We start from the raw sequence: 21,654 nt of genomic DNA on the forward strand, positions 1-21,654 counted from the left end.
CGACTAGTCGGCATGCTCGGAGAAAGTCACCCACCGGTGCCGTCGTTCCTTGCCAGAATCCGGCTATGCAGACCACGACCAGCAACGCGTCATACGTACTGATCGACGGTGCCCGCGTCCGGGAGGCGGCGTGAACACGACGGCCGCCACGCCCTACCGAGACGCGAAAGCCCACTACACCTCGCCCAAGCGCCGGGACCCGGTCAAGACCATGCTCGAAGAGGTGGTCTCCCACCGGGTCCTGCGCGACGCCGTCGGCCGGGTCCCGGACCGGCCCCTGCGCGTGCTCGACATCGGCGCCGGGACGGGGGACGGCCTCGCGCTGCTCACCGAGCGGCACGGCGGCCTGGCCCCGGTGATCGACGACGGCCGGCTCGACTACCTCGGGGTCGACCTCGACCCCGGCATGGTCGACACCGCGCGCTCACTGCACGCGGGCCGGCCCGCGCGGTTCGAGGTCGCCGACATGCGCGCCGAGCTCCCGCCGGGCGACTTCGACCTCTACCTGTCCTGCGGCGTGCCGTACTCCCACCTGCCGCACGACGACACGGCCGAGGTGCTCACCGGCCTGATGCGGCGGATCGTCGAGACGCGCGACCGCGCGGTCCTGGTCGTCGACGTGCTCGGGCGCTACTCGGTCGAGTGGACACCCCGCTGGCCGGAGACGCGCTGGGCGTACAACATGAGCTTCTTCGAGGGGGCGGACGAGACCGTCGAGGACCGGATGAGCTTCTACGACCGCCGCTCGCTCGACGACACCCTCGTCGAGGCCGCGACCGCCGCCGGCGCCCGGCTGAGCGCGGTGACCTTCACCGACCGGTCCGTCCTCGTCGGCCGGCACACCGCCACCCGCTCGTTCAACCCGGCGATCCCGCCGTACCGCACGCTGCTCAACGACCTCGCGCGCGGGGACACCGGCGTCGGCGCGGCGCAGCTGCGGTTCGAGCCGCCCGCGGCCGAGGCGCCGCCGCGGGTCGAGGCGTTCTTCGCCGCCTTCGCCGAACGCTGGAACGGCGTCCTCGCGTCGGCGGGGGAGCCGCGCTCACCCGAGCAGGCGAGGCGGCTCGCGCAGGCGCTGTTCGCGTGTGAACAGCAGTCCCAGCAGGGCCTGGGGGTCGGCCACTCCCTGATGGCCACGGTGGTGGTCGAGCGTCCCGCGGCCTGACCGGCGCGGGCCGCTCACCGGAGTGGGCGGCCCGCACCCGGGCTCACTGGCAGGCTTCGCAGTCCGGGTCGTCGATGCGGCAGGCCGCACCGTCGGTCAGCGGGAAGTCGAAGTCGTCGAGCACGGGCACGACCGGCGCGGCGGACGCCTCCTGCGGCGTGGTGGTGGCGGACATGGCTCTCCCTCGGATCGGAACGCTCTCTCCTCCTGTTCAGCGCCGAAGATCGACAGGCATTCCGTGACGCGCGCCACACGGTCCCGCTCAGCGAAACACGTGATCGCGACACTGATTGGTCTTTGCTAACTTCCCCGGAATGCGTACCCGGGTCCCGTTCGCCGCTCTTGTCCTGGTGCTGGTGATGTCGCTGGTCGGCGCGGGAACGGCGAGCGCGTCCGCCTGCGAGTGCGCGACCCCGTCGATCGACCGCTACCAGCAGTGGCTCGCCAGCGGCGAGGGCACGACGGTGCCGGCGACCGGCAGCCTGCTCGTGCGCGAAGGCCGGCAGTACGCGGCCAAGGTGACGTTCCTGAACGCCGAGTGGCACGTGGCCGTCCTCTGGCTCGGCAACCAGTTCGAGGCGCAGGCCGACCTGTCGAAGTCGGCGGGCTTCCGGCTGACCTACAGCGCGACCGACGACCTCTACGTCCAGCTGCGCCCGGCCTCGCACTGGAGCGGCGGCGACAAGTGGCTGACGCTCGTGCCCTCGACGCACGGGAAGCTCGTGACGCGGTGGTTCAGCTTCGCGCCTCGTGCCTGGACGTCGCTGCCCGAGCTGGGCACCCCCACCTACTCCTTCGCCTCGGCGCTGACCGAGGCGCGCGGCCTGGTGTTCGTCGGCAAGACCCCGAACCGGCTCGACTTCCGCGGGCTGCGCGTCGACGGCTACCGGCCGCCCTGTCTGTAGGGTCGGGTCACCCGGAAGGGGGGCCACCAGGTGAGTGCGGAATCCGGCAACATCGCGCGGATGCGCGCGTTCGTCGAGCAGGTGCACGAGGGCGGGCGGGTCGAGCTGATCGACGACTTCCTCCACGCCGACTTCCGGAACCGGTCGGCGAAGAACGGCCAGCCGGACGACCGCCGCGGCGTCGTCGCGGTCACCCGGGCGCTGCACACCGCGTTCGCCGGCCTCGAGGTCGAGATCGTGCACTGCGTGGAGACCGGCGACGTCGTCGCCACCCACAAGATCTACCGCGGCCGGCACGTCGGGGAGTGGCTGGGCACGCCGCCGTCGGGACAGGACGCCGATTTCCGCGTGATGGACTTCGTGCGGATGCGCGACGGCCGGTTCGCCGAGCACTGGTCCGTCCTGGGGCCGCTGACCGCCGGCATCCCGGAGGAGCCCGCGTGAACCCGATCGACCAGCTGGCCGCGCTCTTCGACGGCCCCGGCGCCGAAGACTACCTCGGCGAAGCCGTCACCCAGGCCGAGCACATGCGCCAGGCCGGCGCCCTCGCCGAGGCCGCCGGCGCGCCCGACGAGCTGGTCGCCGCCGCGCTGCTGCACGACGTCGGCCACTTCCACGGCGCCCTGAGCGGCCACGACCTCATGGCGGGCACCGACAACCGCCACGGCGACAGCGGTGCCGCCTGGCTGGCCCAGTGGTTCGGCCCGGCGGTCACCGAGCCCGTACGGCTGCACGTCGCCGCGAAGCGCTACCTGTGCGCGGTCGACCCCGGGTACCAGGCCCGGCTGTCCCCGGCGTCGGTCCACACCTTGGGTGTCCAAGGCGGACCGATGACGGAGGACGAGGCCCGCGAGTTCGAAGGGAACCCGCACCACGCGGAGGCGGTGGCGCTGCGTCGGTGGGACGACGAAGCCAAGGATCCGGAGGCTAAGACGCCGGGGTTCGACCACTTCCGCCCGCTGCTGACCCGGCTGCTCGAGAACCGCTGAAGCCCGGAGCAGCGGCCGTGTCCGCGGCTCGGCGCGGCAAGGTCCACTGTGGATTCGTGGCTTCGAGCCTGGTGCTCGCGTGGCATTCGGTGGCTGCGGGGCGCCAGTCGTGTTCGCGGCTCGGCGCGGTGGCATCACCGTGGAATCGCGGCTCCGAGCCCAGTGCTCGCATGGCATTCGGTGGCTGCGGGGCGCCACCCGGTTCCACGTCTCTGCGCGGCGGTGTCCACTGTGGACTTCGCTGCGCCGGGCGTGACCCTGACATGGCGGCCACCTGGCGACACGCCGCCGCCCGGCGCGCTCACGCGGGTGATCCCGCGTGAGCGCCGTCCGCCTAGTGGGTCAGGGCGGTGATCAGCGCCGCCGACCCCGGCGCGCCGAGGCGGACGAACATCGGGGTGGTGTCCAGTGGTGCCGGGTAGCCGTGCAACGTGCGGCCGCCGATCTCGATGCGACGGGTGTGCGGGTCGAACCACAGGCCCGCCGGCAGGACCACGTCCCGTGTCGTGCCGGTCGTGATCACCGGGGCGGCCAGCAGGGCCGGGCCGAGCAGCCACTCGTCGTCGATCGTGTCGAAGCGGTGGTCGGCGGGGAAGTCGAAGAACACCGGCCGCATGATCGGCGAGCCGTCCGCGACCGCCAGCTTCACCTGAGCCTGGATGTACCCGGCCAGCTTGGAGTGCGTGCGCACGGCGTCGGCGTAGAGCCGCGCGGTGTCGGCGGGGTAGGTCACCGGCTGGCCCGTGGTGGTGTCGACGGTCGACACCGGCGACGTCGAGGCGTACATCAGCGGCATCAGCGACGCCGCCTGCGCCCAGCGCACGAGGACCTCGCGCGACGGCGGCGGCATGCTCTCGGAGCCGCCGATCATGTCGGTCTCGACGAACGGGTAGCCGTCGGTGGAGATCGCCGAGGCCCGGCGCAAGGACGTGCGCAGGCCGTCCCAGGTGGTGTCGGCGTCGACCGCGCGGATGACGAAGCCGTAGCGCTGGTTGCCCCAGTGCGTCCGGATGCCGGCGCCCTGCTGGTCGAACTGGTCGGTCATGTCCGCGCCGAGCTTCTGGTAGTCCTGCGGGGTCAGGCCGTTCGACGTGGCGCAGCTGTCGTCGAAGAACCGGGTGTCGAACTTGAAGCCGTCGACGCCGTAGTCGGCCATCAGCTTGCGCAAGTTCCCGGTGTACCAGTCGCGCGCCTGCGGGTTGCCGAGGTCGATGATCCCGGCCGTGCCGTTCCACCACGTCACCGTGCACGGCTGCGCGGGGTCCGCCTTGGCGTGCAGCAGGTAACCGTGGTCGCGGGCGTAGCCGTAGTTCGCCGAGTCGAGGTTGATCCAGAACGTCGTCCACAGCCCGAACTTCTGGCCCATCCCGTGGATGTCGGCGACCAGCTTCTTCGGGTCCGGGAACGTCTTCGCGTCGAAGGTCAGGTTGCCGTAGTTCGACTCCCACTTGTCGTCGAGCTGCACGGTGTGCCCGGCGACGTTCGCGGCCTTCAGGTCGCGCGCCCACGCGACGACCTTGTCCTGGTCGATGTTCCGGTAGTACTGCGCCCACGAGTTCCACAGTGGACTGGCGTACTCGGCGTCGGTCGCGTCGCTCTTCGCCGGTTTGCCGACCTCACCGATGTAGTCGTCGTAGACCGCGCGGCGGCTCGACTCGACGAACACCGTGCTCGAGTACTCGGACGCGCCGGTGACCGTGAGGTCGGCGCGGCCTTGCGCCAGCGCGACCTTCATCGGCTGCGCGGTGCGGACGTACACCCCGACCGACTTCGACGTCGTGAAGTACGGCTCCTGCATCATGTAGCTGGCGGGGGAGAACTCGGGTTCGTCCACCACGCCCGCCGACAGCGGGTAGGGCTGGGGCTTCCCCTCGCTCGTCTCCCCGCCGCCGTACCAGTGCCCGGACGTGGCCAGGTCGAAGTGCGTCGCCCGGTCGCCGGCCGGTTCGCCGGCCACCGACCAGCGCAGGTCGAAGCGGTCCGCGTGCGGGGTCAGCCGCAGGGTCACGGCCTTGCCCGCGCTGCTGTCGGCCTCGGCGACCACGGTGTCACCCTGCTTCGAGACGGACCGCACGCGCGTCGCCACCGCGCCGCCGAAGGTGAACGCGTCCGGCGCGGTGCGCAGCAGGGTTTCCCCACCTCGCGACACGGTGACGCCGAGGCGGGCCGTGTCGACGCGCACCTGGTAACCCGGGGCGTCACCCCGGCGCGGGACCGAGAACGTCGCCGCCGAGAGCGGGTCCGCCGCCGCGGGCGCCGCGAGGACGCCGGTGAGTACCAGCCCGACGGCCGCGCAGACCGCCGGCCGGGAAGTCCGTAACTGCACCCGAGCCTCCAGAAGTGCGAGAAACTGCTCGATACCGCGTTCGTTCGCGCACTAGTAAGCAGACAGGGTGACAGGCTTGCTTGTCAAGCGTTCACGACACCGACCCGCGGACCCTCGGTTGGGGTCGCGGGTGCGTTCGGACTGCGGGTGGCTCGGGCTCGTCAGTGCAGCGGCTGCAACAGCGGCCGAGGGTGGGCCAGAGCTGCCGTGATCGCGCTGTCCTGCGGTGACGGCGGGGGCAGGCCGGGGCCGGGCGTCATCACCGTTGCGGCCACCGGCACCCGCTCGCCGCAACCGGCGCACTCGCCGGCTGGGGACACCTCGCCGCCGCAGGAGTCGTGCACGAAGACGCGGCGGCGGCCTTCGGGTGCGTAGTACTCGTCGCCCCACGCCGACAGCGAGCGGACGACCGGCCACAGCGCGAGGCCCTTCGCCGTCAGCTCGTACTCGCTTCGCTTGCCCGGCCCGGGAACCCGGGCCAGCACGTCCTCACCGACCAGGAACTCCAGCCGCTCGGTCAGCACCGCGCGCGGGATGCCCAGGTGCTCAAGGAAGTCGCTGAACCGCCGGACGCCGAAGACCGCGTCCCGCACGATCAGCAGCGTCCAGCGCTCGCCGACGATCTCCAGGGCGCGGACGATCGAGCAGGCCTGGCCGGTGTACTCGCGGGGGAGTGCCATGCGTCCCAGTGTGCCACAGAAGAGTTCGGTGAACGAACAAACCGTGCTAGCCTCCGGCGAGAGAGTTCGGTCACCGAATCAACTGGAGTCCGCATGGACCGCCGTCCGGCCGCTGTGCTCGTCGCTTCGGGCGGCGGCACGCTGCTCGCCATGTTCGTGTTCACCGCGCCGCTGTCGATCGTCCCGTCGGTGGCCCGCGGGCTCGGCGCCGGCGCGATCGCGACGTCGTGGATCCTCAGCTCGATGAGCCTCGGCCTGGCGGTCGCGCTGCTGCCGGCCGGCGCGATCGGCGACGACTTCGGGCGGCGGCGCGTGTTCGCCGCCGGCGGGGCGGTGCTCGCCGCCGGGTCGCTGCTGGGCGCGGTCGCGCCGGGGCCGCTGACCTTCATCGCCGGCCGGGTCGTCGAAGGGCTCGGGGCGGCCGCGCTGGTCGCCTGCGGGCTCGGGGTGCTCGGGCACGCCTTCCCCGACCCCGCCGGCCGCGCCCGCGCCACCGGCGTGTGGGGCGCCTGCCTCGGGGCCGGCATCGCCATCGGCCCGGTGGCGGGCGCCGTCCTCGACACCGCCGCGGGCTGGCGCACGCTCTACGTCGTCGCCACCGTGCTGTCCCTCGGTGTCGCCGTGCTCGGCCGGGTGCTGCTCGAGGAGTCCGTTTCGGGCCGGGCGCGCAAGGTCGACGTCACCGGCTCGCTGCTGCTCGGCGGCGGGCTCGCGGCCCTGCTCGCCGCGCTCACCGAAGGCCGCCAGAGCTGGACGAGCCCCCTCGAACTGAGCCTGATCGCCGCCGCGATCGTCCTGCTCGGAGCGTTCATCGCGCACCAGGGCCGCACCGAGGGCGGGATGCTCGACCTGACGCTGTTCCGCCGTCCGGCACTCGTCGCGGCGACGGCCGGCGCGTTCACGGCCGGCGCCGGGGTCACGGCGCTGATGTCGTTCCTCTGCACCATGCTCGAGAACGGCCTGGTGTTCACCCCGGTGACGGCGTCCCTGGTGGTGCTGGCCTGGTCGGCGGCCAGCGTGGCTTCGGCCCTGCTGACCCGGCGCCTGCCCGCCGCGTTCTCCGGCGGCGCGCGGATGAGCGCGGGCCTGCTGGTGGTGGCCGCCGGGCTGGTGCCGCTCGCCTTCGTCACCCCGGGCTCCGGCGCGGGCCTGCTGGTCGGCGGCCTGCTGCTGGCCGGGATCGGCACCGGGGTGGTGAACGCGTCGCTGGGCCGCGAGGCGGTGGCGAGCGTGCCGCCGAACCGGGCCGGGATGGGCAGCGGGATCAACAACACGAGCCGCTACGTCGGGGCCGCGCTGGGCGTCACGGTCGTGACGGTGCTCGCCGTGCACCCTTCGGCCACCCCGGCGGCGAGCCTGGTCGACGGCTGGAACGTCGCCGTGCTGGTGGGGATCGGATTGTCCGTCGCCGGCGCGGCCGTGATCGCCGCGCTGAGCGCCGCGGCGCGGCGAGACGCGGTTCACACGATCGGGTCGTGACGATCTTCCCACCGCGTTGTCTGTCCCGTGTGGAAGAACAATCAAGGGGCTTCCACCGACAAGACAACGCATTCCGATGTGTGAAGGAGACGTCATGACGAACGCCACCGCCACGAAGGTGCCCGCCCAGCAGGCGTCCGCCGAGCCCGCCAAGAAGGGCGGCGACGGCGCACTGGTGACGACCGAGGGCGCCACCTCGATCGCCGACGTCGTCGTCCAGAAGATCGCCGGCCTGGCCACCCGGGAGATCCCCGGCGTGCACGCCCTCGGCGGCGGCGCCGCGCGGGCGTTCTCCGCGATCCGCGAACGCATCCCGGGCGCGACCGCGTCGGCCGGGCAGGGCGTCTCGGTCGAGGTCGGCGAGAAGCAGGCGGCCGTCGACCTGCAGATCGTCGTCGAGTACGGCGTGTCCATCGCGGACCTGTCGCGTTCGGTGCGCCGCAACGTGATCACCGCCGTCGAGCAGATGACCGGCCTCGAGGTGGTCGAGGTCAACATCAACGTCGGCGACCTGCACCTGCCGTCCGAGGACGAGAGCGAGAGCACCGAAACCGGCCGGGTGCAGTGAATCCCGAGCCCGACGCGGCCCGGATCGCCGCCGCGGTCCGGATCGCGCCCGGCGTGACCGGGCTGCACGGCGGCCGGTTCGGCGAGATCGCCACGCTCGACCCGCCGCGGCGGATCGCGGGCGTGCGCGTGCGCGACGAGGACGTCACGATCGCGGTCACCACGGGCTACCCGCTGGTGGCCGCGGACGTCGCGGCGGCCGTGCGCACCGCCGCCGGCGTCGCCGGGCGGCCGGTGCACGTCGTGATCGCGGACCTGGCCGAGCCGGCCACCGAAGCGCACCAAGTGAAGGAGAGGGTCTCGTGAAAGCCACGCAGCTCGGCCTGATCACCGGCCTCGTCCTGGGGCTGGCCGTCGCGATCGGCGGCTTCGGCGCCTTCGCCGCGGTCGCCGTGCTGGGGGCGATCGGCCTCCTGGTCGGCCGCTACCTCGACGGCAAGCTCGACCTGTCGCAGCTCACCGGCCGCGATCGGGGCTGAGCCGTGACCGCCACCCTGCCCGCGCCGGTCGCCGAGCGCGGGGTACTGACCATCTCGGAGCAGGCGGTCGAACGCCTGGCCGCCTGCGCCGTGCTGGAGGTCGACGACGTCGGCGGCGCGGCCGGCCGGGTCCTCGGCGTCAGCCTGAGCGGTGAGGACCTCGACCACTCCGCGAAGGTGAGTGCCCGGGTCGGCGACGGGACCGTGACGCTCGACGTGCGGATCTCGATCGTCTACCCGGCGTCGGTCGCGCGCACCACCGAGAAGGCGCGCGAGCACCTCGTGGAGCGGGTGGAGGCGCTGACCGGGCTCGCGGTGACGCGCGTCGACCTCACCGTCACCGCGCTGCACACCACCGCGGGCCAAGTACGGAGGGTCGAATGAAACGCCGTCCTCGCCGGAGCGTCCCGGCCGTCCTGACCGCGGTGGTGGTGCTGGCCGCGTGCGTGCTCGTCGCCGTCGTGGCGATCCAGATGATCCTCGGCGAACGCCCGTGGGTCAGCTTCGACTCGGTGGCGTCCGCCCTGCACGACCTGCGGTGGAGCGACGTCCTGCCGGCCGTCGCCGGGGGAGTCGTCGCGCTGCTCGGCCTGGTCCTGGTGCTCGCCGCGATCCTGCCGGGGGCGGCCACCGTGCTGCCGCTGGGCGGTTCCTTCGACGCGGGCGCCGCCCGCGGCGGGTACCGCTCGACGCTGCGGGCGGCGGCCGCGACCGTCGACGGCGTGTCCGGCGCCGCGGTCAAGCTCGGCGCACGCCGGGTGAAGGTCCGGGTCGAGACGTCCCGGACCCGGCCCGACGGCCTCGCCGACGCCGTCCGCGAGGCGGTCGGCCACCGGCTCGACCAGGTCGGCCCGGCCACCCGGCCGGCCGTGTCGGTGCGGGTCCGCGCACCCCGGAAGAAGGCGTCATGACGAACCTGAACCGCCCGGCCCGCCTCAACCGCGTCCTGCTCGGGCTCCTGGGCCTGGTGCTGCTGGCCGCGGGCGGCTTCGCGGTCGCGACCCACTTCCGCCGCCTGACGGTCGTCGATCCGGAGGCGCCGCTGGTGCCGGGCACGACCACCCCGCCGACGTGGGTGCTGTACGTCGCCGCGGCGACGGCCGTGGTGCTCGGGCTGCTGGCGCTGCGCTGGCTGCTGGCCCAGCTGGCGCGGCGGCCGAGGACGCAGACGTGGCGCTTCGAGGCCGACCCGGACCGCGGGCGGACCGAGCTGGCGGCCGACGCCGCGGTGGCACCGTTCACCGAGGAACTCCGGACGTACCCGGGGGTGCACCAGGCACGGGCGACCCTGGCCGGGACGCGCGAGGACCCGACGCTGGCGCTGGTCGTCTCGGTGGAGCAGGACGGTGACCCCACGGAGATCCGCGAGCGCCTGGAGGCCGAGGGTCTGCCGCGGCTGCGCCAGGCGCTGGACCTCGACGACGTGCCGGTGGCCGTCGAGTTCCGGTTCACCACGGCCGCGGGCCCGCGCATCCGCTGACGCGGGTTTCGGTGCCGAAAAGTGCCGCATTTGCGCCTGTACGCGGCGGCCACGGTGACTTAGCGTGGAGGGATGGAACCGTCGGCAGTCGGGCTCCTGGTCACCGGGACCGGGTGCGCGTCGCGGGTGATCGGGATCGGCGAGCTGCGGGAGCGCTCGCGGATCCGGCTCGACGTGGAGTACGTGACGCGCCGCAAGCACGAGCGGCACGAGGTGCACGGCGTGCACCTCTACGACGTGCTCCGGGAGGGCCCGCTGCCGGTGGACACCCGGCACAAGATGGCGAGCCTGACGGTGGTCGTACTGGCCGTGGCCGAAGACGGCTTCCAGGTCGCGCTGTCGCTGGCCGAGCTGGACCCGGAGTTCGGCGCCTGCGCGGCCCTGCTGGCGACCCGCTACAACGGCGAGCTGCTGGCCCGCCCCACGCTGGTGATGCCGAGCGACCAGCGGGCGAGCCGCTACGTCCGCGGCCTGGCCCGGCTGCAGCTGCTGTGCGTAGGCGGCGAGCCGGCCCGGGACCGCGGTGGCCGCTGACGGTCGTCGCGCCCGCGTAGAGCGCCTCGGCGCCGAGCACCGGCTCGGAAGCTCCGCCAAGAGCACCAACTTCGCCCACATCGGCAAAGGGCACGGCCACCGTGTCCGAACCCGGGACTCGTGGACAGCTTCGCGGCCTGCCGGCTCACCTTCGAGTGACCAGGCACCCGGCCCGGGACCGTGGCGGCGATCCCGGGCCGGAGCGGGTCAGCGGCGGCCGCTGATGGTGGACGCGCCCGCGTAGCGGGCCTCCGCGCCCAGCTCCTCCTCGATGCGGATGAGCTGGTTGTACTTGGCGGTGCGGTCCGACCGTGACAGCGAGCCGGTCTTGATCTGGCCGCAGTTGGTGGCCACGGCGAGGTCGGCGATCGTGGTGTCCTCGGTTTCGCCGGAGCGGTGGGACATGACGGCCGAGTAGCCCGCCTTGTGGGCGGTCTCGACGGCGTCGAGCGTCTCGGTGAGCGTGCCGATCTGGTTGACCTTGATCAGGATCGAGTTGCCGATGCCGCGCTCGATGCCGTCGTTGAGCAGGTTCACGTTGGTGCAGAACAGATCGTCGCCGACGAGCTGGACGCGCTCGCCGATCCGGTCGGTCAGCTGCTTCCAGCCGGCGAAGTCGTCCTGGGCCAGGCCGTCCTCGATCGAGACGATCGGGTACTTCGCGGTCAGCTCGGCGAGGTAGGCGACGTGCTCCTCGACGCTGCGCTTGCGGCCTTCGCCGGTGTAGTCGTAGACCTCGCCGGTGTAGAACTCGGACGCGGCCGGGTCGAGCAGCAGCGCGATGTCCTCACCGGGCTTGTAGCCGGACTGCTCGATGGCGCGGAGGACGAACTCGAGCGCTTCGTCGGCGGAGCTGAGGTTCGGCGCGAAGCCGCCTTCGTCGCCGACGTTGGTGCCGTGCCCGGCTTCGTGGAGCGACTTGCGCAGCGTGTGGAAGACCTCGGAGCCCATCCGGACGGCGTCGGCGAAGGTCTCCGCGCCGATCGGGCCGATCATGAACTCCTGGAAGTCGATCGGGTTGTCCGCGTGCGCGCCGCCGTTGATGATGTTCATCATCGGCATCGGCAGCAGGTGCGCGAACACGCCGCCGACGTAGCGGTAGAGCGGCAGCCTGCTGGCGGCCGCGGCGGCCTTGACCACCGCGAGCGAGACGCCGAGCGTGGCGTTCGCGCCGAGCCGGGCCTTGTTCGGGGTGCCGTCGAGGGTGATCAGCGCGCGGTCGACCTCGGCCTGCGCCTCGGCGTCCAGCCCGACGACCGCCTCGGCGATCTCGGAGTTGACCGCGTCGACGGCCTTGCGCACGCCCTTGCCGTGGAACCGCGCCTTGTCGCCGTCGCGCAGCTCCACCGCTTCCTTGGTGCCGGTCGAGGCGCCCGAAGGCACGGCGGCCCGGCCGAGCGAGCCGTCCGCCAGCTCGACGTCGACCTCGACGGTCGGGTTGCCCCGGCTGTCGAGCACCTGGCGGCCGTGGACCCGGACGATGGCTGTCATTTCGCTCCTCGATGAGTTCTGGTGCCGCGACACCGGTTACGGCGCAACGGTTGCGGGCGCGGCGCCACGGTGAGCCGCGAAACATCGGGGAGACTAGCAGAAGTTACTGAATCGATCCTGAATTTTTCGTGGCCGCCTCCGAATCTTGTAACAAGGCGCCGCACGCCGAGCAACTCCCGGCCGGAACACTCGGCCAGGAGGGAGCGCCATGGTTGCCGGTGTCGGCGTGGGGCGGAGCCAGAGCTGCTGGCGCTGCCGGTCCGCCAACCAGCCCGGAGACGGGTTCTGCCAGCAGTGCGGTGCTTCGCTGGTGCAGCGGGACAACACGACGCGGTACCTGTGCGCCGCCGCGCAGATCAGCGAGAAGTACGCGAACGCGGCGATCCGCGAATTCCTCGTGGAGCCGCTGCGCGCCATCCCGCCGGCCCCCGGCGTGGACACCTCCGCGGTGCTGCGGGAGGCGGTCGCGTCGCGCACGCGGCGGCGCATCCGCGACGGCGTGCTGCTCGTGCTGGCGCTCGTGTTCCTGTTCGTCAACCCGACCGCGCTGCTGTTCTGGCTGCTGGCGGCCGTGGTGGTGGCGATGCTGCCGGGCCGGTTCCGGGTCAGCGGGCCGGCGGACCTGGTCTTCGCCGTGGGTGTCATGGCGGTGGCCGCGTTCGTGCTCGGCCTCGGGTTGGTGGACGACCTGACGAGTTCCCGGTCGTCGGGAAGCTCTTCGAGCCTTGGGTACTCGGATCTGTCCGGGGCCGATGCGTCTCCGGTGAGCGGCCTGGTCCGGGTCGTCGTGCTGACGGCCGTGCTGTCGTTGCTCATCTTCGGGGTGCTGCTGGCCGACCAGCTCGTCGTGCGGTTCCTGGTGTTCCAGCGGTTCCGCCGCGGCGCGTTCGTCGTCGACGGGCGCACGAGCCCGTCCGAGTGGGAACGGCGGCTGCGCGGGCTGGGCCTCGAGGGGTTCCGGCTGCCGCTGGGCCGCGTGGCCGCGGCGGAGGAGTCCGTGCCGGACCACGACGCGACCGCCGACGTCGTGGTGCACCGGGAGTTCTCGCCGTTCGTGGGCGCCGGGATCCCGTTGCACCAGAAGGTGATCACGCTGCCGCTCGACCCGTCGGGGGAGCACACCGACCCGCAGGGCATCAGCGTCGTCGAACTGCAGCAGCACGTCGGAGCGGCGATCGACCGGCTGCGGACGACGTCGTCGCTGGGACCGGGCCGGCGCCTGGAGAACCTGACCCAGCGGGAACAGGTGCTCGTCCCGGCCGACCGGCTGGTCGTCGACCACGCGTCGGTCCCCGAGGTGCTGCGGGACCTGGACCACCCGCCGGCCGGGCGGCTGCCGGTCGAGCAGGCGCGGGCCCTGGCCGACAGCGCGGTGGAATGGGCGCGCTACTACCGCTGCTTCCGCGTCGAATCGTGGGACCGCGACCTGACGACGTCGTGCTACCTGCACGTCGGCACCGACCAGCGGATGCTGTACCTGGAGTGGCAGTTCCTCGCCCTGCTGCCGATCGCGCCGGAGTTCCGCGCGATCGACCGGCACCGCGATTCGGCGGCCCGGCTGCTCGCGGACACGTTCCTCGAGATGTGGACGCTGCCGGCGACCCTGTTCCGCCGCACGGCGTCGGTGTTCCGGCGGTTCAAGCCGCTGCGCCAGGACTTGAACGAGGTCGTCCCGGCCAAGTACGGCGCCGACCGGAGCCTGCGCGAGCTGGCCCAGGCGGACCGGGTGCAGAGCTACTTCCAGGACGTCGACGTCGAGCGGTACGTGCGCATCGTGGACGCGACGCTGTTCCGCGCGGTCGGGGAATACCTGCAGGACCACGGTTATTCGGTCGTCGAGTTCATGAAGATGGCGGACCCGGTCGTCAACAACTACGACGTGAGCGGCAGCACGTTCGTCAACTCGGCGGTGGGGTCGAACAGCACGGTGAACAACTCGAAATCGGCGAAGGGCAAGTAAATGGGCGACCAGTTCGACATCCGGGGCTCGAGCTTCACCGGCAGCGCGCTCGGCTCGGGTGCGACGGTGAACAACAACGGGTCCGTACCGTCGGTGCAGGATCTCCTCACCGCCCTTGCGGGCTCGCGCGAGGAGATCGCCGGAGCGGCACCGGAAGCCGACCGTCAGGAGGTGCGGGACGCGCTCGCCCGCATCGAGGACGAACTGCGGCGCGACGACCCGCGTCCCGCGGTGGTCGGCAGCCGCTGGAACACCGTGACGTCGCTGATCGGCACGCTGAGCGAGCCCGTCACCAAGGTCGCCGAGCTGGTCACCAAGCTGTTCGGCTGATCATCCCCGCGGCTTGGAGTTGCCCGCCGGCCCGCCAGAGTGGGTCAGGCGGCTGGCGTGGCAGTCCTGAGCCGCGAAGTTCTGTTCGTCGCACCACGCGTTGGCCGCGTCGGCCGAGGCGAAGACGGACGCCTCGACGGTGACCCAGAAGTCCTTGCGCGAGAAGTTGCTGTAGTCGCTGGAGTTCACCATGACGGCGTCCGGGAAGCGGTCGTGCAGGGACTTGAAGTCGGCCATGATGGCCGGGTAGTCGTACGTGACACCGCCGACGACCAGGCCGAGGTTCTTCGACGAAAGCTGCGGAACCCAGTGTCCGACAAGGCGTTCGGCCGTTGTGGAGTCTTGCGAGGTCTGCCGGCGGAGGTCGTCCTCGGTGATCTCGGCCGGTGCCTGAGTGGTCGGCGCCACCGTCGTGGTCGGCGGCTGCTGCGCCGGCGCAGGGACATTGGTGTTCAACGGTGGCTGAGCGGTTTCGGTGTCACCCGTTCCGCGTGTGAGGACGAAGACCGTCACCCCGGCGGCCACCACGACGACGGTGGCGGCGACCGCGACGATCGCCGTCCGCCGCGACCCGGTCGTAACCCGTTGGGGGACAACGGTTTCGACCGGTGATGCAGGAGGAGGCGCCGAGACCGCGGTACCGCAGGAACCACAGAACCGGGTCTGGGGGCCGAGTTCCCGTCCGCAGGCCGAGCAGGAGGTCATGCCCCATAGTCCGCAGCCGGCGGTGGCTTGTTACAGAGAATCGCCAAGAGGAGCGTCGGACAAAAACCAACCATCTGCGCAAACTTTCAGATTGCTACTTTCGTAGCTAACCGAGACCCGAACCGGTCTGGTCTGCTCGTGATCACCACCTTCCAGGTCCCCGAAGGGAGATGTTCATGCAGGTAGACGGACGTTCGATGGTCCGGCGGGCCGCGGTGGCCCTCGTGGCGGCCGGGGCTTTCGCCGTCGCCGCCGCTCAGGGTGCTTCCGGTGCCGATCCGCGGATCGTCGGCGGGTCGCCGACCACCATCGACGAGTTCCCGGCCACCGTCATCTTCAACGTCAACGGTGCGCAGCACTGCGCGGGCACCCTGGTCGCGCCGAACAAGGTGCTGACCGCCGCGCACTGCACCGACGGCGTCCAGGCGTCGCAGATGGAGATCATCGGCGGCCAGACCAAGTTCAGCGACACCTCCGGCGAGAAGGCCGGCGTGAGCGACGTCTGGCAGAACCCCGGGTTCGACATGACCGGCATGCAGCACGACAACTCCGTGCTGACGCTGGACAAGGAGCTGCCCTACGCGCCGGCGACGCTGGTGCAGTCGGCGGGCGACGCGGCCTACCAGGCGGGCGCGGACGTCACCGTCGTCGGCTGGGGCACGACGTCCGAGGGCGGCGACGTCTCCGACACCCTGCTGAAGGTGAACGTCCCGGTGGTGGACAACGACTCCTGCGCCACGGCCTACAGCACCGGTGGCAACAGCTACGACAAGGCGTCCATGTTCTGCGCCGGTGTGCCCGAAGGCGGCAAGGACTCCTGCCAGGGCGACTCCGGCGGCCCGGCCTACGTCGACGGCAAGCTCGCCGGCATCGTTTCGTGGGGCCAGGGCTGTGCGCGCAAGGACTTCCCGGGCGTCTACACCAACGTGGGCAACGACTACGCGGACATCAGCTCGCACATCGGCTGACCCGGCAAGGAACGGCGGCGGCCTCGGGTCGCCGCCGTTTCCTTACTTCCCAGGAACGAAGGGGCGGTCGTCGGGAGCGGCGTGCCGGGCCGCGAGGACCGCCTTGGCCGGCGCGCCGATCGGGATCCGCAGCGGCAGCGCCGGAACCTCGGCGGCGTCGGCCACGCCGATGGCGACCTCCTCCGGCGTGATCCACTGCCGCTGGGCGGGATCGCCGCCGAGCAAGGCGGCGTAGGGGTCGTCCGGCAACCGGTACGTCGTGACGTCGTCGAGCGCGCCCGAGCTGACCGCGCCGGGCTCCAGCAGCGCCGTTTCGAGGCCGAGCGGGGCGATCTCGATCGCCAGGGACTCGACCAGCGCCTCCAGTGCCCACTTCGTGGCGTCGTACCCGGCGCCCGGCGGGTTCACGATCCGCCCGACGACGCTGGAGACGAACAGCAGCCGCCCGCGCCCGCGCGCCCGCATCCCGGGCAGGACTGCCTGGGCAACGCGCAGCGCGCCGACCGTGTTGAGGTCGAACAGCCGCATGAGCTCGGCGGGCGGCGTCGCTTCGACGGCGGCGTAGAAGATCTCGCCGGCGTTCGAGACCAGGACGTCGATCTCCCCGGCCTGCTCCACCGCGGCCTCGATGCTCGCGGAATCCGTGACGTCGAGCGCGAGCCGCTGGTCGACGTCCAGGTCGGCCAGCGTCTCCGGCTTGCGGGCGGTGGCGACCACGCGGTGCCCGCGGCGCGCGAACTCGCTCGCGATCGCCCGGCCGATGCCCTTCGACGCTCCGGTGATCAGCACGGATGCCATGACTCATCTCCTAGGTTCAAAAGTTGAACTTACTCCCGTGCGCTACGCTAGCACAGTGAGTTCAGAAATCGAACCAACCGGGGTTCGGGTGTGCGGGATCGCCGACGCGCTGGAACTGGTGGGGGACCGGTGGGCGCTGCTCGCCCTGCGTGAGCTCGGCTTCGGGGTCAACCGCTTCAGCGAGATCCAGGCGCGCACCGGCGCGCCGAAGGCGAGCCTGACCACGCGGCTGCGCGACCTGGAGGGCAGCGGCCTGATCGAGCGCCGCCGCTACCGCGAGCACCCGCCGCGCGACGAGTACGTGCTGACCGAGGCCGGCGAGGGGCTGCTGCCGATCCTCGGCCACCTGCGCACCTGGGGGGAGAAGTACGCGACGCCGCTGGTGCGCGCGTCCCGCATGGACAACTGAATCATCCTTGACAAATTTTCTTGTCGGTGTGACGCTCTGCTCGTCAGCAAGGACGAGCAGGCGGAGGTCGACATGGGCAGGCGCATCGCGGCAGTGGTGATCGCGGCGGCGGCGGTACTGGGCACCGGCGGTGTCGCCACCGCCCAGGGCCAGGACGCCGGGGTGGTGCGGACCGACGCCGGCCCGGTGCGGGGCACGGTCACGGCGGACAGCAGGACGTTCCAGGGGGTGCCGTACGCGGCGCCACCCGTCGGTGAGCTGCGGTGGAGAGCACCGCAGCCGCCGCGGCGCTGGACCGTGCCGAGAGACGCCACCACGCCGGCGTCGCGGTGCGCCCAGCCGCAGAACATCGGCCCGGCCAGCGAGTCCGAGGACTGCCTCCACCTGAACGTCACGGCCCCGCGCACCGGCGGGCTCAAGCCGGTGATGGTCTGGCTGCACGGCGGCGGCAACGCCTTCGGCGCGGGCAGCGACTACGACGCGCGGCGCCTGGCCGTCGGCGGGGACGTCGTGGTCGTCACGGTCAACTACCGCCTCGGCGTGTTCGGGTTCCTCGGCCTGCCCCGGCTCGACGGCGCCGGCACGTTCGGCATGCAGGACCAGCAAGCGGCGCTGCGCTGGGTGCAGCGCAACGCGGCGGCGTTCGGCGGAAACCCGGGCAACGTCACGCTCTTCGGCCAGTCGGCCGGCTCGTACGACATCTGCGCGCAGCTCACCTCGCCGGCCGCCCGCGGGCTGTTCCAGCGGGCGATCATGGAGAGCGGGTCGTGCTCGATGACCTGGCCGCGCAACGGCGTCAACCCCGGAATCCCGGCCGGCTCACCGTGGCTGGGACAGTCCTCAGTGGACGCTCAGGGTGCCACGCTCGCCGCCTCGCTCGGTTGCGCGGCCGGACCGTCCCAAGTGGACTGCCTGCGCCGGATTCCCGTGCCGCAGTTGCTGACCGCGTCACAGAGTGCCGCGTTGCCGGCGGTGGCGTACGGCAACCCGGTGCTGCCGTGGCGTCCCGACCGGGCGCTGGCCGAAGGCCGTTACGCGAAGATCCCGGTGATCTCCGGGACCAACCTCGACGAACAGCGCCTCGCGACGGCGTTCCTGCCCCAGGCCTTCACCGAGGACGGCTACCAGCAGCTGCTCGTTGACGCGTTCGGCGCGAAGGCCCCGGCGGTCGCCGCGAAGTACCCGTCGAGCGCCTACGGTTCCCCGGCCGTCGCCTGGGCCACGGTCGCGACCGACCGCGTCTGGTCCTGCACGCAGGTGACCGACCAGCGCACGTTCGCCCGCTGGGCGCCGGCGTACGCCTACGAGTTCGCCGACCGGACCGCGCCCGCGCAGTTCCCGTTCCCCGAAGGTCTGCCGTCCGGCGCCTACCACGGCGCCGAGATGGAGTACCTGTTCGACCTCAACGGCGTCCCCACCCCGTTGGACGCCGGGCAGCAGGCGCTGGCCGACCGGATGATCCGCTACTGGACGACCTTCGCCCGCACCGGCAACCCCAACGGCCCGGGCACGCCGGCCTGGCCGCGCTTCGGCGGCGGCACCACGACACTGTCGCTGGTCCCGGGTGCGCCGCGCACCGTGGACCTGGCCGCGGAGCACAACTGCACTTTCTGGGCAGGTCTCTGATTCCCGAAACGGGCGGGGTTCGCGCGAACCCCGCCCGTTTCAGGCGTCCAGTCCGAGGTGCTCCCGCAGCGTCGTCCCCGTGTACTCGGTGCGGAACGAGCCGCGTTCCTGCAGCAGCGGCACGACCTTGTCGGCGAACTCGTCGAGCCCGCCCGGCGTGACGTGCGGGACGAGGATGAACCCGTCGCTCGCGTCGGCCTGGACCAGCTCGTCGATCGTGGCGGCGACGGTCGCGGGGGAGCCGATGAACGTCTGCCTGCCGGTGACCTCGATGATCAGCTCCCGGGTGGAGAGGTTCTTCGCCTCGGCCAGCTGCCGCCACTCGTGCGCCGTGGCCAGCGGGTCGCGGTACATCCGGACGCTGGCGCGGCCGCGGGAGATCGTGTTCTCCCCGAGCACCGGGTCGGTGTTCGGCAGCGGGCCGTCCGGGTCGTGCCCGGACAGGTCGGTGTTCCACAGCTGTTCCAGGAAGTTGATCGCGGTCTGCCCGCTGACCTGCTGCAGCCGGACGGCGTGGGCGCGCTCGTGGGCGTCGGCGTCGGTGTCTCCGAGCACGAACGTCGCCGCGGGCAGGATCACCAGCTGCTCGGACGTCCGGCCGTACTTCGCCAGCCGTCCCTTGACGTCGGTGTAGAACGCCTGCCCGGCTTCGAGCGTGCCGTAGCGGCTGAAGATCGCGTCGGCGGTGGCCGCGGCGAACTCGCGACCCTCGTCGGAGTCCCCGGCCTGGATGATCACCGGACGGCCCTGCGGGCTGCGCGGCACCGGGAAGCGGCCCTCGATGTCGAAGTGCTCGTCGTGGTGGGCGAACGCGCCCGCGTTCGGGTCCCAGAGGAACGTGCCGCTGCCGGCGTCGGCGGCGATCTCGTCACCGCGCCAGGAGTCGAACAGCTCCCAGGCGGTGCGCAGGAACGTCTCGGCGCGGGAGTAGCGCTGGTCCTGCGGGAGGAAACCACCACGCCGGAAGTTCTCGCCGGTGAAGGCGTCCCACGACGTGACGACGTTCCAGGCGGCGCGCCCGGCGGAGAGGTGGTCGAGCGAGGCGAACTGGCGGGCCACCTCGAACGGCTCGTTGAACGTCGAGTTGATGGTGCCGGCCAGGCCGAGCCGCTCGGTGACCGCGGCCAGCGCCGACAGCACGGTGAAGGTGTCGGGGCGGCCGACGACGTCGAGGTCGTAGATCACCCCGTTCTGCTCGCGCAGGCGGAGGCCCTCGGCCAGGAAGAAGAAGTCGAACTTCGCGCGCTCGGCCGTCTGCGCGAGCTTGACGAACGAGCTGAACTCGATGTGGCTGCCGGCCTCGGGGTCGCTCCACACGGTCGTGTTGTTCACGCCGGGGAAGTGCGCCGCGAGGTGGATCTGCTTGCGGGGCTGGGACATCGCGGGCCTCCTCAGGCGGTCGCGTAGCGGTTGGCGGGCTTCGCGAGGCCGAGCAGGCCGCGCAGGGTGTCCGCTTCGTACTCGGTGCGGAACGCGCCGCGGGCCTGCAGTTCGGGGACCAGGCCGCGGGTGATCGCGGTCAGGTCGTGCGGCACCGCGCCCGGCCGCAGCCGGAACCCGGAGAGCCCGGCCGCCTGCCAGTCCAGCAGCAGGTCGGCGAGGCCGGCGGGGGTGCCGGTGAAGACATGCGCGTCCGAGGTGTACTCGGCTCCGGACAGCTCGTCGAGCCGCGCCTTACGGTCCGCCGCGGCCTGCTCGGTCTCGTCGAGGAACACGACGACGTCGCCGAACACGTGCAGCGTCTCGCCGGCGCGCCCGGCGCGGTCCTGCTCGTCACGGACGGCCGTGACGATCTCGCCGGCCTGCGTGCGGTCGAAGGGCGTCACGTAGACGACGTCGGCCGAGCGGGCGGCGAGCCGGTAGGGGACCGCGGCGTGCGCGAGTGCGGTGACCAGCGGCTGGCCCTGCGGCGGGCGCGGGGTGATCGACGGGCCCTTGACCTTGAACCAGCGGCCCTCGAAGTCGATGTAGTGCAGCTTCTCGCGGTCGACGAACCGGCCGGTCGCGACGTCGCGGATCTCGGCGTCGTCCTCCCAGCTGTCCCAGAGGCGGCGCAGCACCTCGACGTAGTCGGCGGCCTCGTCGAACAGCTCCGACAGCGGGCTCTCGACGTCCGGCGTGGTGGAGTCCTCGAGCCGGAACTCGCCGAACTCGCGCCGGCCGAAGTGCCGGTTGTCGGCGGGCCGCCCGGCCACCTGGACGCGAACGCCGGCGCGGCCGGTGCTGACGTAGTCGAGCGTGGCGATCGCCTTCGAGAGGTGGAACGGCTCGGTGTGGGTGACGACGGCGGTCGGCACGAGCCCGATGCGCGAGGTCAGCGGCGCGACGCGGGCGGCGATCAGCACGGCGTCGAGACGGCCCTGGACGATATCGGTGCGCTCGCCGGGCCGGTCGAGGTACTGCTCGGTCTGCAGGGCAAGCGAGTCCTCGAAGGTGACGAAGTCCAGCTTGCCCGCTTCGGCCTCGCGGACCAGATCGGCCCAGTACCCGGCGGTGAGCAGCTCGCCCGGCCGCGCGTCCGGCTCCCGCCACGCGGCGGGGTGCCACCCGGCACCGTCCAGCGCGACGGCGATCCGTGGTCCGTTTGCTGCTGCCATCCCGGCTTTCCTTCCCTTGGCCCGTGGCACCAGTGTGCGCCGGTTCCCGGTGGCCGGGCAGGAGTGGCCAGGGGGTGGGAAAGCGGGAGGTTTCCGGGCGTACCGGGAATAACCCGGACGTGAAACGGCCGCCGCACTCCGGAGTGCGGCGGCCGTCCGTCTCGGG

At 72.0% G+C, this 21,654-nt stretch carries 25 protein-coding genes; 17 read left to right on the plus strand and 8 right to left on the minus strand.

The features are described 5' to 3' along the window. The first annotated feature begins 130 nt into the window (after positions 1-130). Positions 131-1,165, plus strand: a complete 1,035-nt coding sequence (locus VA596_RS13750; RefSeq protein WP_323326895.1) for a class I SAM-dependent methyltransferase — start codon at positions 131-133, stop codon at positions 1,163-1,165. Positions 1,166-1,208: 43 nt separating this feature from the next. Here VA596_RS13750 and VA596_RS13755 read toward each other — a convergent pair whose 3' ends face one another. Next, positions 1,209-1,340: a hypothetical protein gene (locus VA596_RS13755; protein ID WP_323326897.1), complete on the minus strand. Its 132-nt coding sequence runs from the start codon at positions 1,338-1,340 to the stop codon at positions 1,209-1,211. 139 nt (positions 1,341-1,479) lie between these two features. Between VA596_RS13755 and VA596_RS13760 the strand changes: the two genes are divergently transcribed. The 3 genes from VA596_RS13760 to VA596_RS13770 are packed head-to-tail and all read left to right on the plus strand — an operon-like array spanning position 1,480 to position 3,059. Continuing rightward, complete coding sequence (locus tag VA596_RS13760) at positions 1,480-2,070, plus strand: hypothetical protein (RefSeq protein ID WP_323326899.1); 591 nt, start codon at positions 1,480-1,482, stop codon at positions 2,068-2,070. 30 nt (positions 2,071-2,100) lie between these two features. After that, positions 2,101-2,514: an ester cyclase gene (locus VA596_RS13765; RefSeq protein ID WP_323326901.1), complete on the plus strand. Its 414-nt coding sequence runs from the start codon at positions 2,101-2,103 to the stop codon at positions 2,512-2,514. Further along, positions 2,511-3,059: a phosphonate degradation HD-domain oxygenase gene (locus tag VA596_RS13770; protein WP_323326903.1), complete on the plus strand. Its 549-nt coding sequence runs from the start codon at positions 2,511-2,513 to the stop codon at positions 3,057-3,059. The genes VA596_RS13765 and VA596_RS13770 overlap by 4 nt, the downstream gene beginning before the upstream one ends. A gap of 334 nt (positions 3,060-3,393) precedes the next feature. Here VA596_RS13770 and VA596_RS13775 read toward each other — a convergent pair whose 3' ends face one another. Together VA596_RS13775 and VA596_RS13780 are read right to left on the minus strand one after the other, a co-directional pair. Beyond that, positions 3,394-5,385: a glycoside hydrolase family 31 protein gene (locus tag VA596_RS13775; protein ID WP_323326905.1), complete on the minus strand. Its 1,992-nt coding sequence runs from the start codon at positions 5,383-5,385 to the stop codon at positions 3,394-3,396. A 161-nt stretch (positions 5,386-5,546) separates the two neighbouring features. Beyond that, positions 5,547-6,065 carry a winged helix-turn-helix transcriptional regulator gene (locus tag VA596_RS13780; RefSeq protein ID WP_323326907.1) on the minus strand — a complete coding sequence of 173 codons (519 nt, stop codon included), beginning with the start codon at positions 6,063-6,065 and terminating at the stop codon, positions 5,547-5,549. Positions 6,066-6,158: 93 nt separating this feature from the next. Here VA596_RS13780 and VA596_RS13785 point away from each other — a divergent pair, with 93 nt between their 5' ends. The 8 genes from VA596_RS13785 to VA596_RS13820 all read left to right on the plus strand — a co-directional run bounded on the left by VA596_RS13785 (position 6,159) and on the right by VA596_RS13820 (position 10,604). Next, positions 6,159-7,544, plus strand: coding sequence for an MFS transporter (locus VA596_RS13785; RefSeq protein ID WP_323326909.1), 1,386 nt, complete (start codon positions 6,159-6,161; stop codon positions 7,542-7,544). 94 nt (positions 7,545-7,638) lie between these two features. Then, entirely contained in the window at positions 7,639-8,112 is a 474-nt protein-coding gene (locus VA596_RS13790; RefSeq protein ID WP_323326911.1) for an Asp23/Gls24 family envelope stress response protein, read from the plus strand. Further along, positions 8,109-8,417, plus strand: a complete 309-nt coding sequence (locus VA596_RS13795; protein ID WP_323326913.1) for a hypothetical protein — start codon at positions 8,109-8,111, stop codon at positions 8,415-8,417. Before VA596_RS13790 ends, VA596_RS13795 begins: the two co-directional genes overlap by 4 nt. After that, entirely contained in the window at positions 8,414-8,590 is a 177-nt protein-coding gene (locus VA596_RS13800) for a DUF2273 domain-containing protein (protein ID WP_323326915.1), read from the plus strand. Before VA596_RS13795 ends, VA596_RS13800 begins: the two co-directional genes overlap by 4 nt. A 3-nt stretch (positions 8,591-8,593) precedes the next feature. Next, positions 8,594-8,974: an Asp23/Gls24 family envelope stress response protein gene (locus tag VA596_RS13805; protein WP_323326917.1), complete on the plus strand. Its 381-nt coding sequence runs from the start codon at positions 8,594-8,596 to the stop codon at positions 8,972-8,974. Then, positions 8,971-9,501, plus strand: a complete 531-nt coding sequence (locus VA596_RS13810) for a DUF6286 domain-containing protein (RefSeq protein ID WP_323326919.1) — start codon at positions 8,971-8,973, stop codon at positions 9,499-9,501. Before VA596_RS13805 ends, VA596_RS13810 begins: the two co-directional genes overlap by 4 nt. Then, positions 9,498-10,070 (plus strand): alkaline shock response membrane anchor protein AmaP, encoded by a 573-nt coding sequence (gene amaP, locus VA596_RS13815; protein WP_323326921.1) that lies wholly within the window; start codon positions 9,498-9,500, stop codon positions 10,068-10,070. The genes VA596_RS13810 and amaP overlap by 4 nt, the downstream gene beginning before the upstream one ends. A gap of 72 nt (positions 10,071-10,142) precedes the next feature. Then, complete coding sequence (locus VA596_RS13820) at positions 10,143-10,604, plus strand: molybdopterin-binding protein (RefSeq protein ID WP_323326923.1); 462 nt, start codon at positions 10,143-10,145, stop codon at positions 10,602-10,604. Positions 10,605-10,811: 207 nt separating this feature from the next. On the opposite strand, the gene eno is transcribed toward VA596_RS13820, so the two are convergent. Further along, on the minus strand, positions 10,812-12,095 hold the full coding sequence (gene eno / locus VA596_RS13825) for a phosphopyruvate hydratase (protein ID WP_323326925.1): 1,284 nt from the start codon (positions 12,093-12,095) through the stop codon (positions 10,812-10,814). 208 nt (positions 12,096-12,303) lie between these two features. Between eno and VA596_RS13830 the strand changes: the two genes are divergently transcribed. Then, the gene (locus VA596_RS13830; protein ID WP_323326927.1) at positions 12,304-14,055 is read left to right on the plus strand and encodes a zinc ribbon domain-containing protein; all 1,752 of its coding nucleotides are present in this window, start codon (positions 12,304-12,306) and stop codon (positions 14,053-14,055) included. Next, positions 14,056-14,385 carry a hypothetical protein gene (locus VA596_RS13835; protein WP_323326929.1) on the plus strand — a complete coding sequence of 110 codons (330 nt, stop codon included), beginning with the start codon at positions 14,056-14,058 and terminating at the stop codon, positions 14,383-14,385. Here the strand turns inward: VA596_RS13835 and VA596_RS13840 are convergent, their stop codons facing one another. Next, on the minus strand, positions 14,386-14,910 hold the full coding sequence (locus VA596_RS13840; protein ID WP_323326931.1) for a zinc ribbon domain-containing protein: 525 nt from the start codon (positions 14,908-14,910) through the stop codon (positions 14,386-14,388). 356 nt (positions 14,911-15,266) lie between these two features. On the opposite strand from VA596_RS13840, the gene VA596_RS13845 reads away from it, so the two are divergent. After that, positions 15,267-16,058, plus strand: a complete 792-nt coding sequence (locus VA596_RS13845; RefSeq protein WP_323326933.1) for a S1 family peptidase — start codon at positions 15,267-15,269, stop codon at positions 16,056-16,058. Between the two features lie 42 nt (positions 16,059-16,100). On the opposite strand, the gene VA596_RS13850 is transcribed toward VA596_RS13845, so the two are convergent. Further along, positions 16,101-16,856 carry an SDR family oxidoreductase gene (locus tag VA596_RS13850; protein WP_323326935.1) on the minus strand — a complete coding sequence of 252 codons (756 nt, stop codon included), beginning with the start codon at positions 16,854-16,856 and terminating at the stop codon, positions 16,101-16,103. 55 nt (positions 16,857-16,911) lie between these two features. On the opposite strand from VA596_RS13850, the gene VA596_RS13855 reads away from it, so the two are divergent. Both VA596_RS13855 and VA596_RS13860 read left to right on the plus strand, forming a co-directional pair. Then, positions 16,912-17,265 carry a winged helix-turn-helix transcriptional regulator gene (locus VA596_RS13855; RefSeq protein ID WP_323326937.1) on the plus strand — a complete coding sequence of 118 codons (354 nt, stop codon included), beginning with the start codon at positions 16,912-16,914 and terminating at the stop codon, positions 17,263-17,265. 72 nt (positions 17,266-17,337) lie between these two features. After that, on the plus strand, positions 17,338-18,891 hold the full coding sequence (locus VA596_RS13860; protein ID WP_323326939.1) for a carboxylesterase/lipase family protein: 1,554 nt from the start codon (positions 17,338-17,340) through the stop codon (positions 18,889-18,891). A gap of 39 nt (positions 18,892-18,930) precedes the next feature. Here the strand turns inward: VA596_RS13860 and VA596_RS13865 are convergent, their stop codons facing one another. Together VA596_RS13865 and VA596_RS13870 are read right to left on the minus strand one after the other, a co-directional pair. Then, the gene (locus VA596_RS13865; RefSeq protein ID WP_323326941.1) at positions 18,931-20,271 is read right to left on the minus strand and encodes an NtaA/DmoA family FMN-dependent monooxygenase; all 1,341 of its coding nucleotides are present in this window, start codon (positions 20,269-20,271) and stop codon (positions 18,931-18,933) included. Positions 20,272-20,282: 11 nt separating this feature from the next. Then, positions 20,283-21,488: an LLM class flavin-dependent oxidoreductase gene (locus VA596_RS13870; protein WP_323326943.1), complete on the minus strand. Its 1,206-nt coding sequence runs from the start codon at positions 21,486-21,488 to the stop codon at positions 20,283-20,285. Positions 21,489-21,654 lie beyond the last annotated feature (166 nt).

The organism is Amycolatopsis heterodermiae, from assembly GCF_034929455.1.
GTDB lineage: Bacteria > Actinomycetota > Actinomycetes > Mycobacteriales > Pseudonocardiaceae > Amycolatopsis > Amycolatopsis heterodermiae.

Excerpts from the sequence above, each read along its gene's own strand:
- amaP (WP_323326921.1), top strand. The coding sequence starts at position 9,498 with ATGACGAACCTGAACCGCCCGGCCCGCCTCAACCGCGTCCTGCTCGGG.
- VA596_RS13850 (WP_323326935.1), bottom strand. The coding sequence starts at position 16,856 with ATGGCATCCGTGCTGATCACCGGAGCGTCGAAGGGCATCGGCCGGGCG.
- VA596_RS13760 (WP_323326899.1), top strand. The coding sequence starts at position 1,480 with ATGCGTACCCGGGTCCCGTTCGCCGCTCTTGTCCTGGTGCTGGTGATG.
- VA596_RS13870 (WP_323326943.1), bottom strand. The coding sequence starts at position 21,488 with ATGGCAGCAGCAAACGGACCACGGATCGCCGTCGCGCTGGACGGTGCC.
- eno (WP_323326925.1), bottom strand. The coding sequence starts at position 12,095 with ATGACAGCCATCGTCCGGGTCCACGGCCGCCAGGTGCTCGACAGCCGG.
- VA596_RS13755 (WP_323326897.1), bottom strand. The coding sequence starts at position 1,340 with ATGTCCGCCACCACCACGCCGCAGGAGGCGTCCGCCGCGCCGGTCGTG.
- VA596_RS13835 (WP_323326929.1), top strand. The coding sequence starts at position 14,056 with ATGGGCGACCAGTTCGACATCCGGGGCTCGAGCTTCACCGGCAGCGCG.
- VA596_RS13865 (WP_323326941.1), bottom strand. The coding sequence starts at position 20,271 with ATGTCCCAGCCCCGCAAGCAGATCCACCTCGCGGCGCACTTCCCCGGC.
- VA596_RS13820 (WP_323326923.1), top strand. The coding sequence starts at position 10,143 with ATGGAACCGTCGGCAGTCGGGCTCCTGGTCACCGGGACCGGGTGCGCG.
- VA596_RS13830 (WP_323326927.1), top strand. The coding sequence starts at position 12,304 with ATGGTTGCCGGTGTCGGCGTGGGGCGGAGCCAGAGCTGCTGGCGCTGC.
- VA596_RS13780 (WP_323326907.1), bottom strand. The coding sequence starts at position 6,065 with ATGGCACTCCCCCGCGAGTACACCGGCCAGGCCTGCTCGATCGTCCGC.
- VA596_RS13785 (WP_323326909.1), top strand. The coding sequence starts at position 6,159 with ATGGACCGCCGTCCGGCCGCTGTGCTCGTCGCTTCGGGCGGCGGCACG.
- VA596_RS13860 (WP_323326939.1), top strand. The coding sequence starts at position 17,338 with ATGGGCAGGCGCATCGCGGCAGTGGTGATCGCGGCGGCGGCGGTACTG.
- VA596_RS13845 (WP_323326933.1), top strand. The coding sequence starts at position 15,267 with ATGCAGGTAGACGGACGTTCGATGGTCCGGCGGGCCGCGGTGGCCCTC.
- VA596_RS13810 (WP_323326919.1), top strand. The coding sequence starts at position 8,971 with ATGAAACGCCGTCCTCGCCGGAGCGTCCCGGCCGTCCTGACCGCGGTG.
- VA596_RS13790 (WP_323326911.1), top strand. The coding sequence starts at position 7,639 with ATGACGAACGCCACCGCCACGAAGGTGCCCGCCCAGCAGGCGTCCGCC.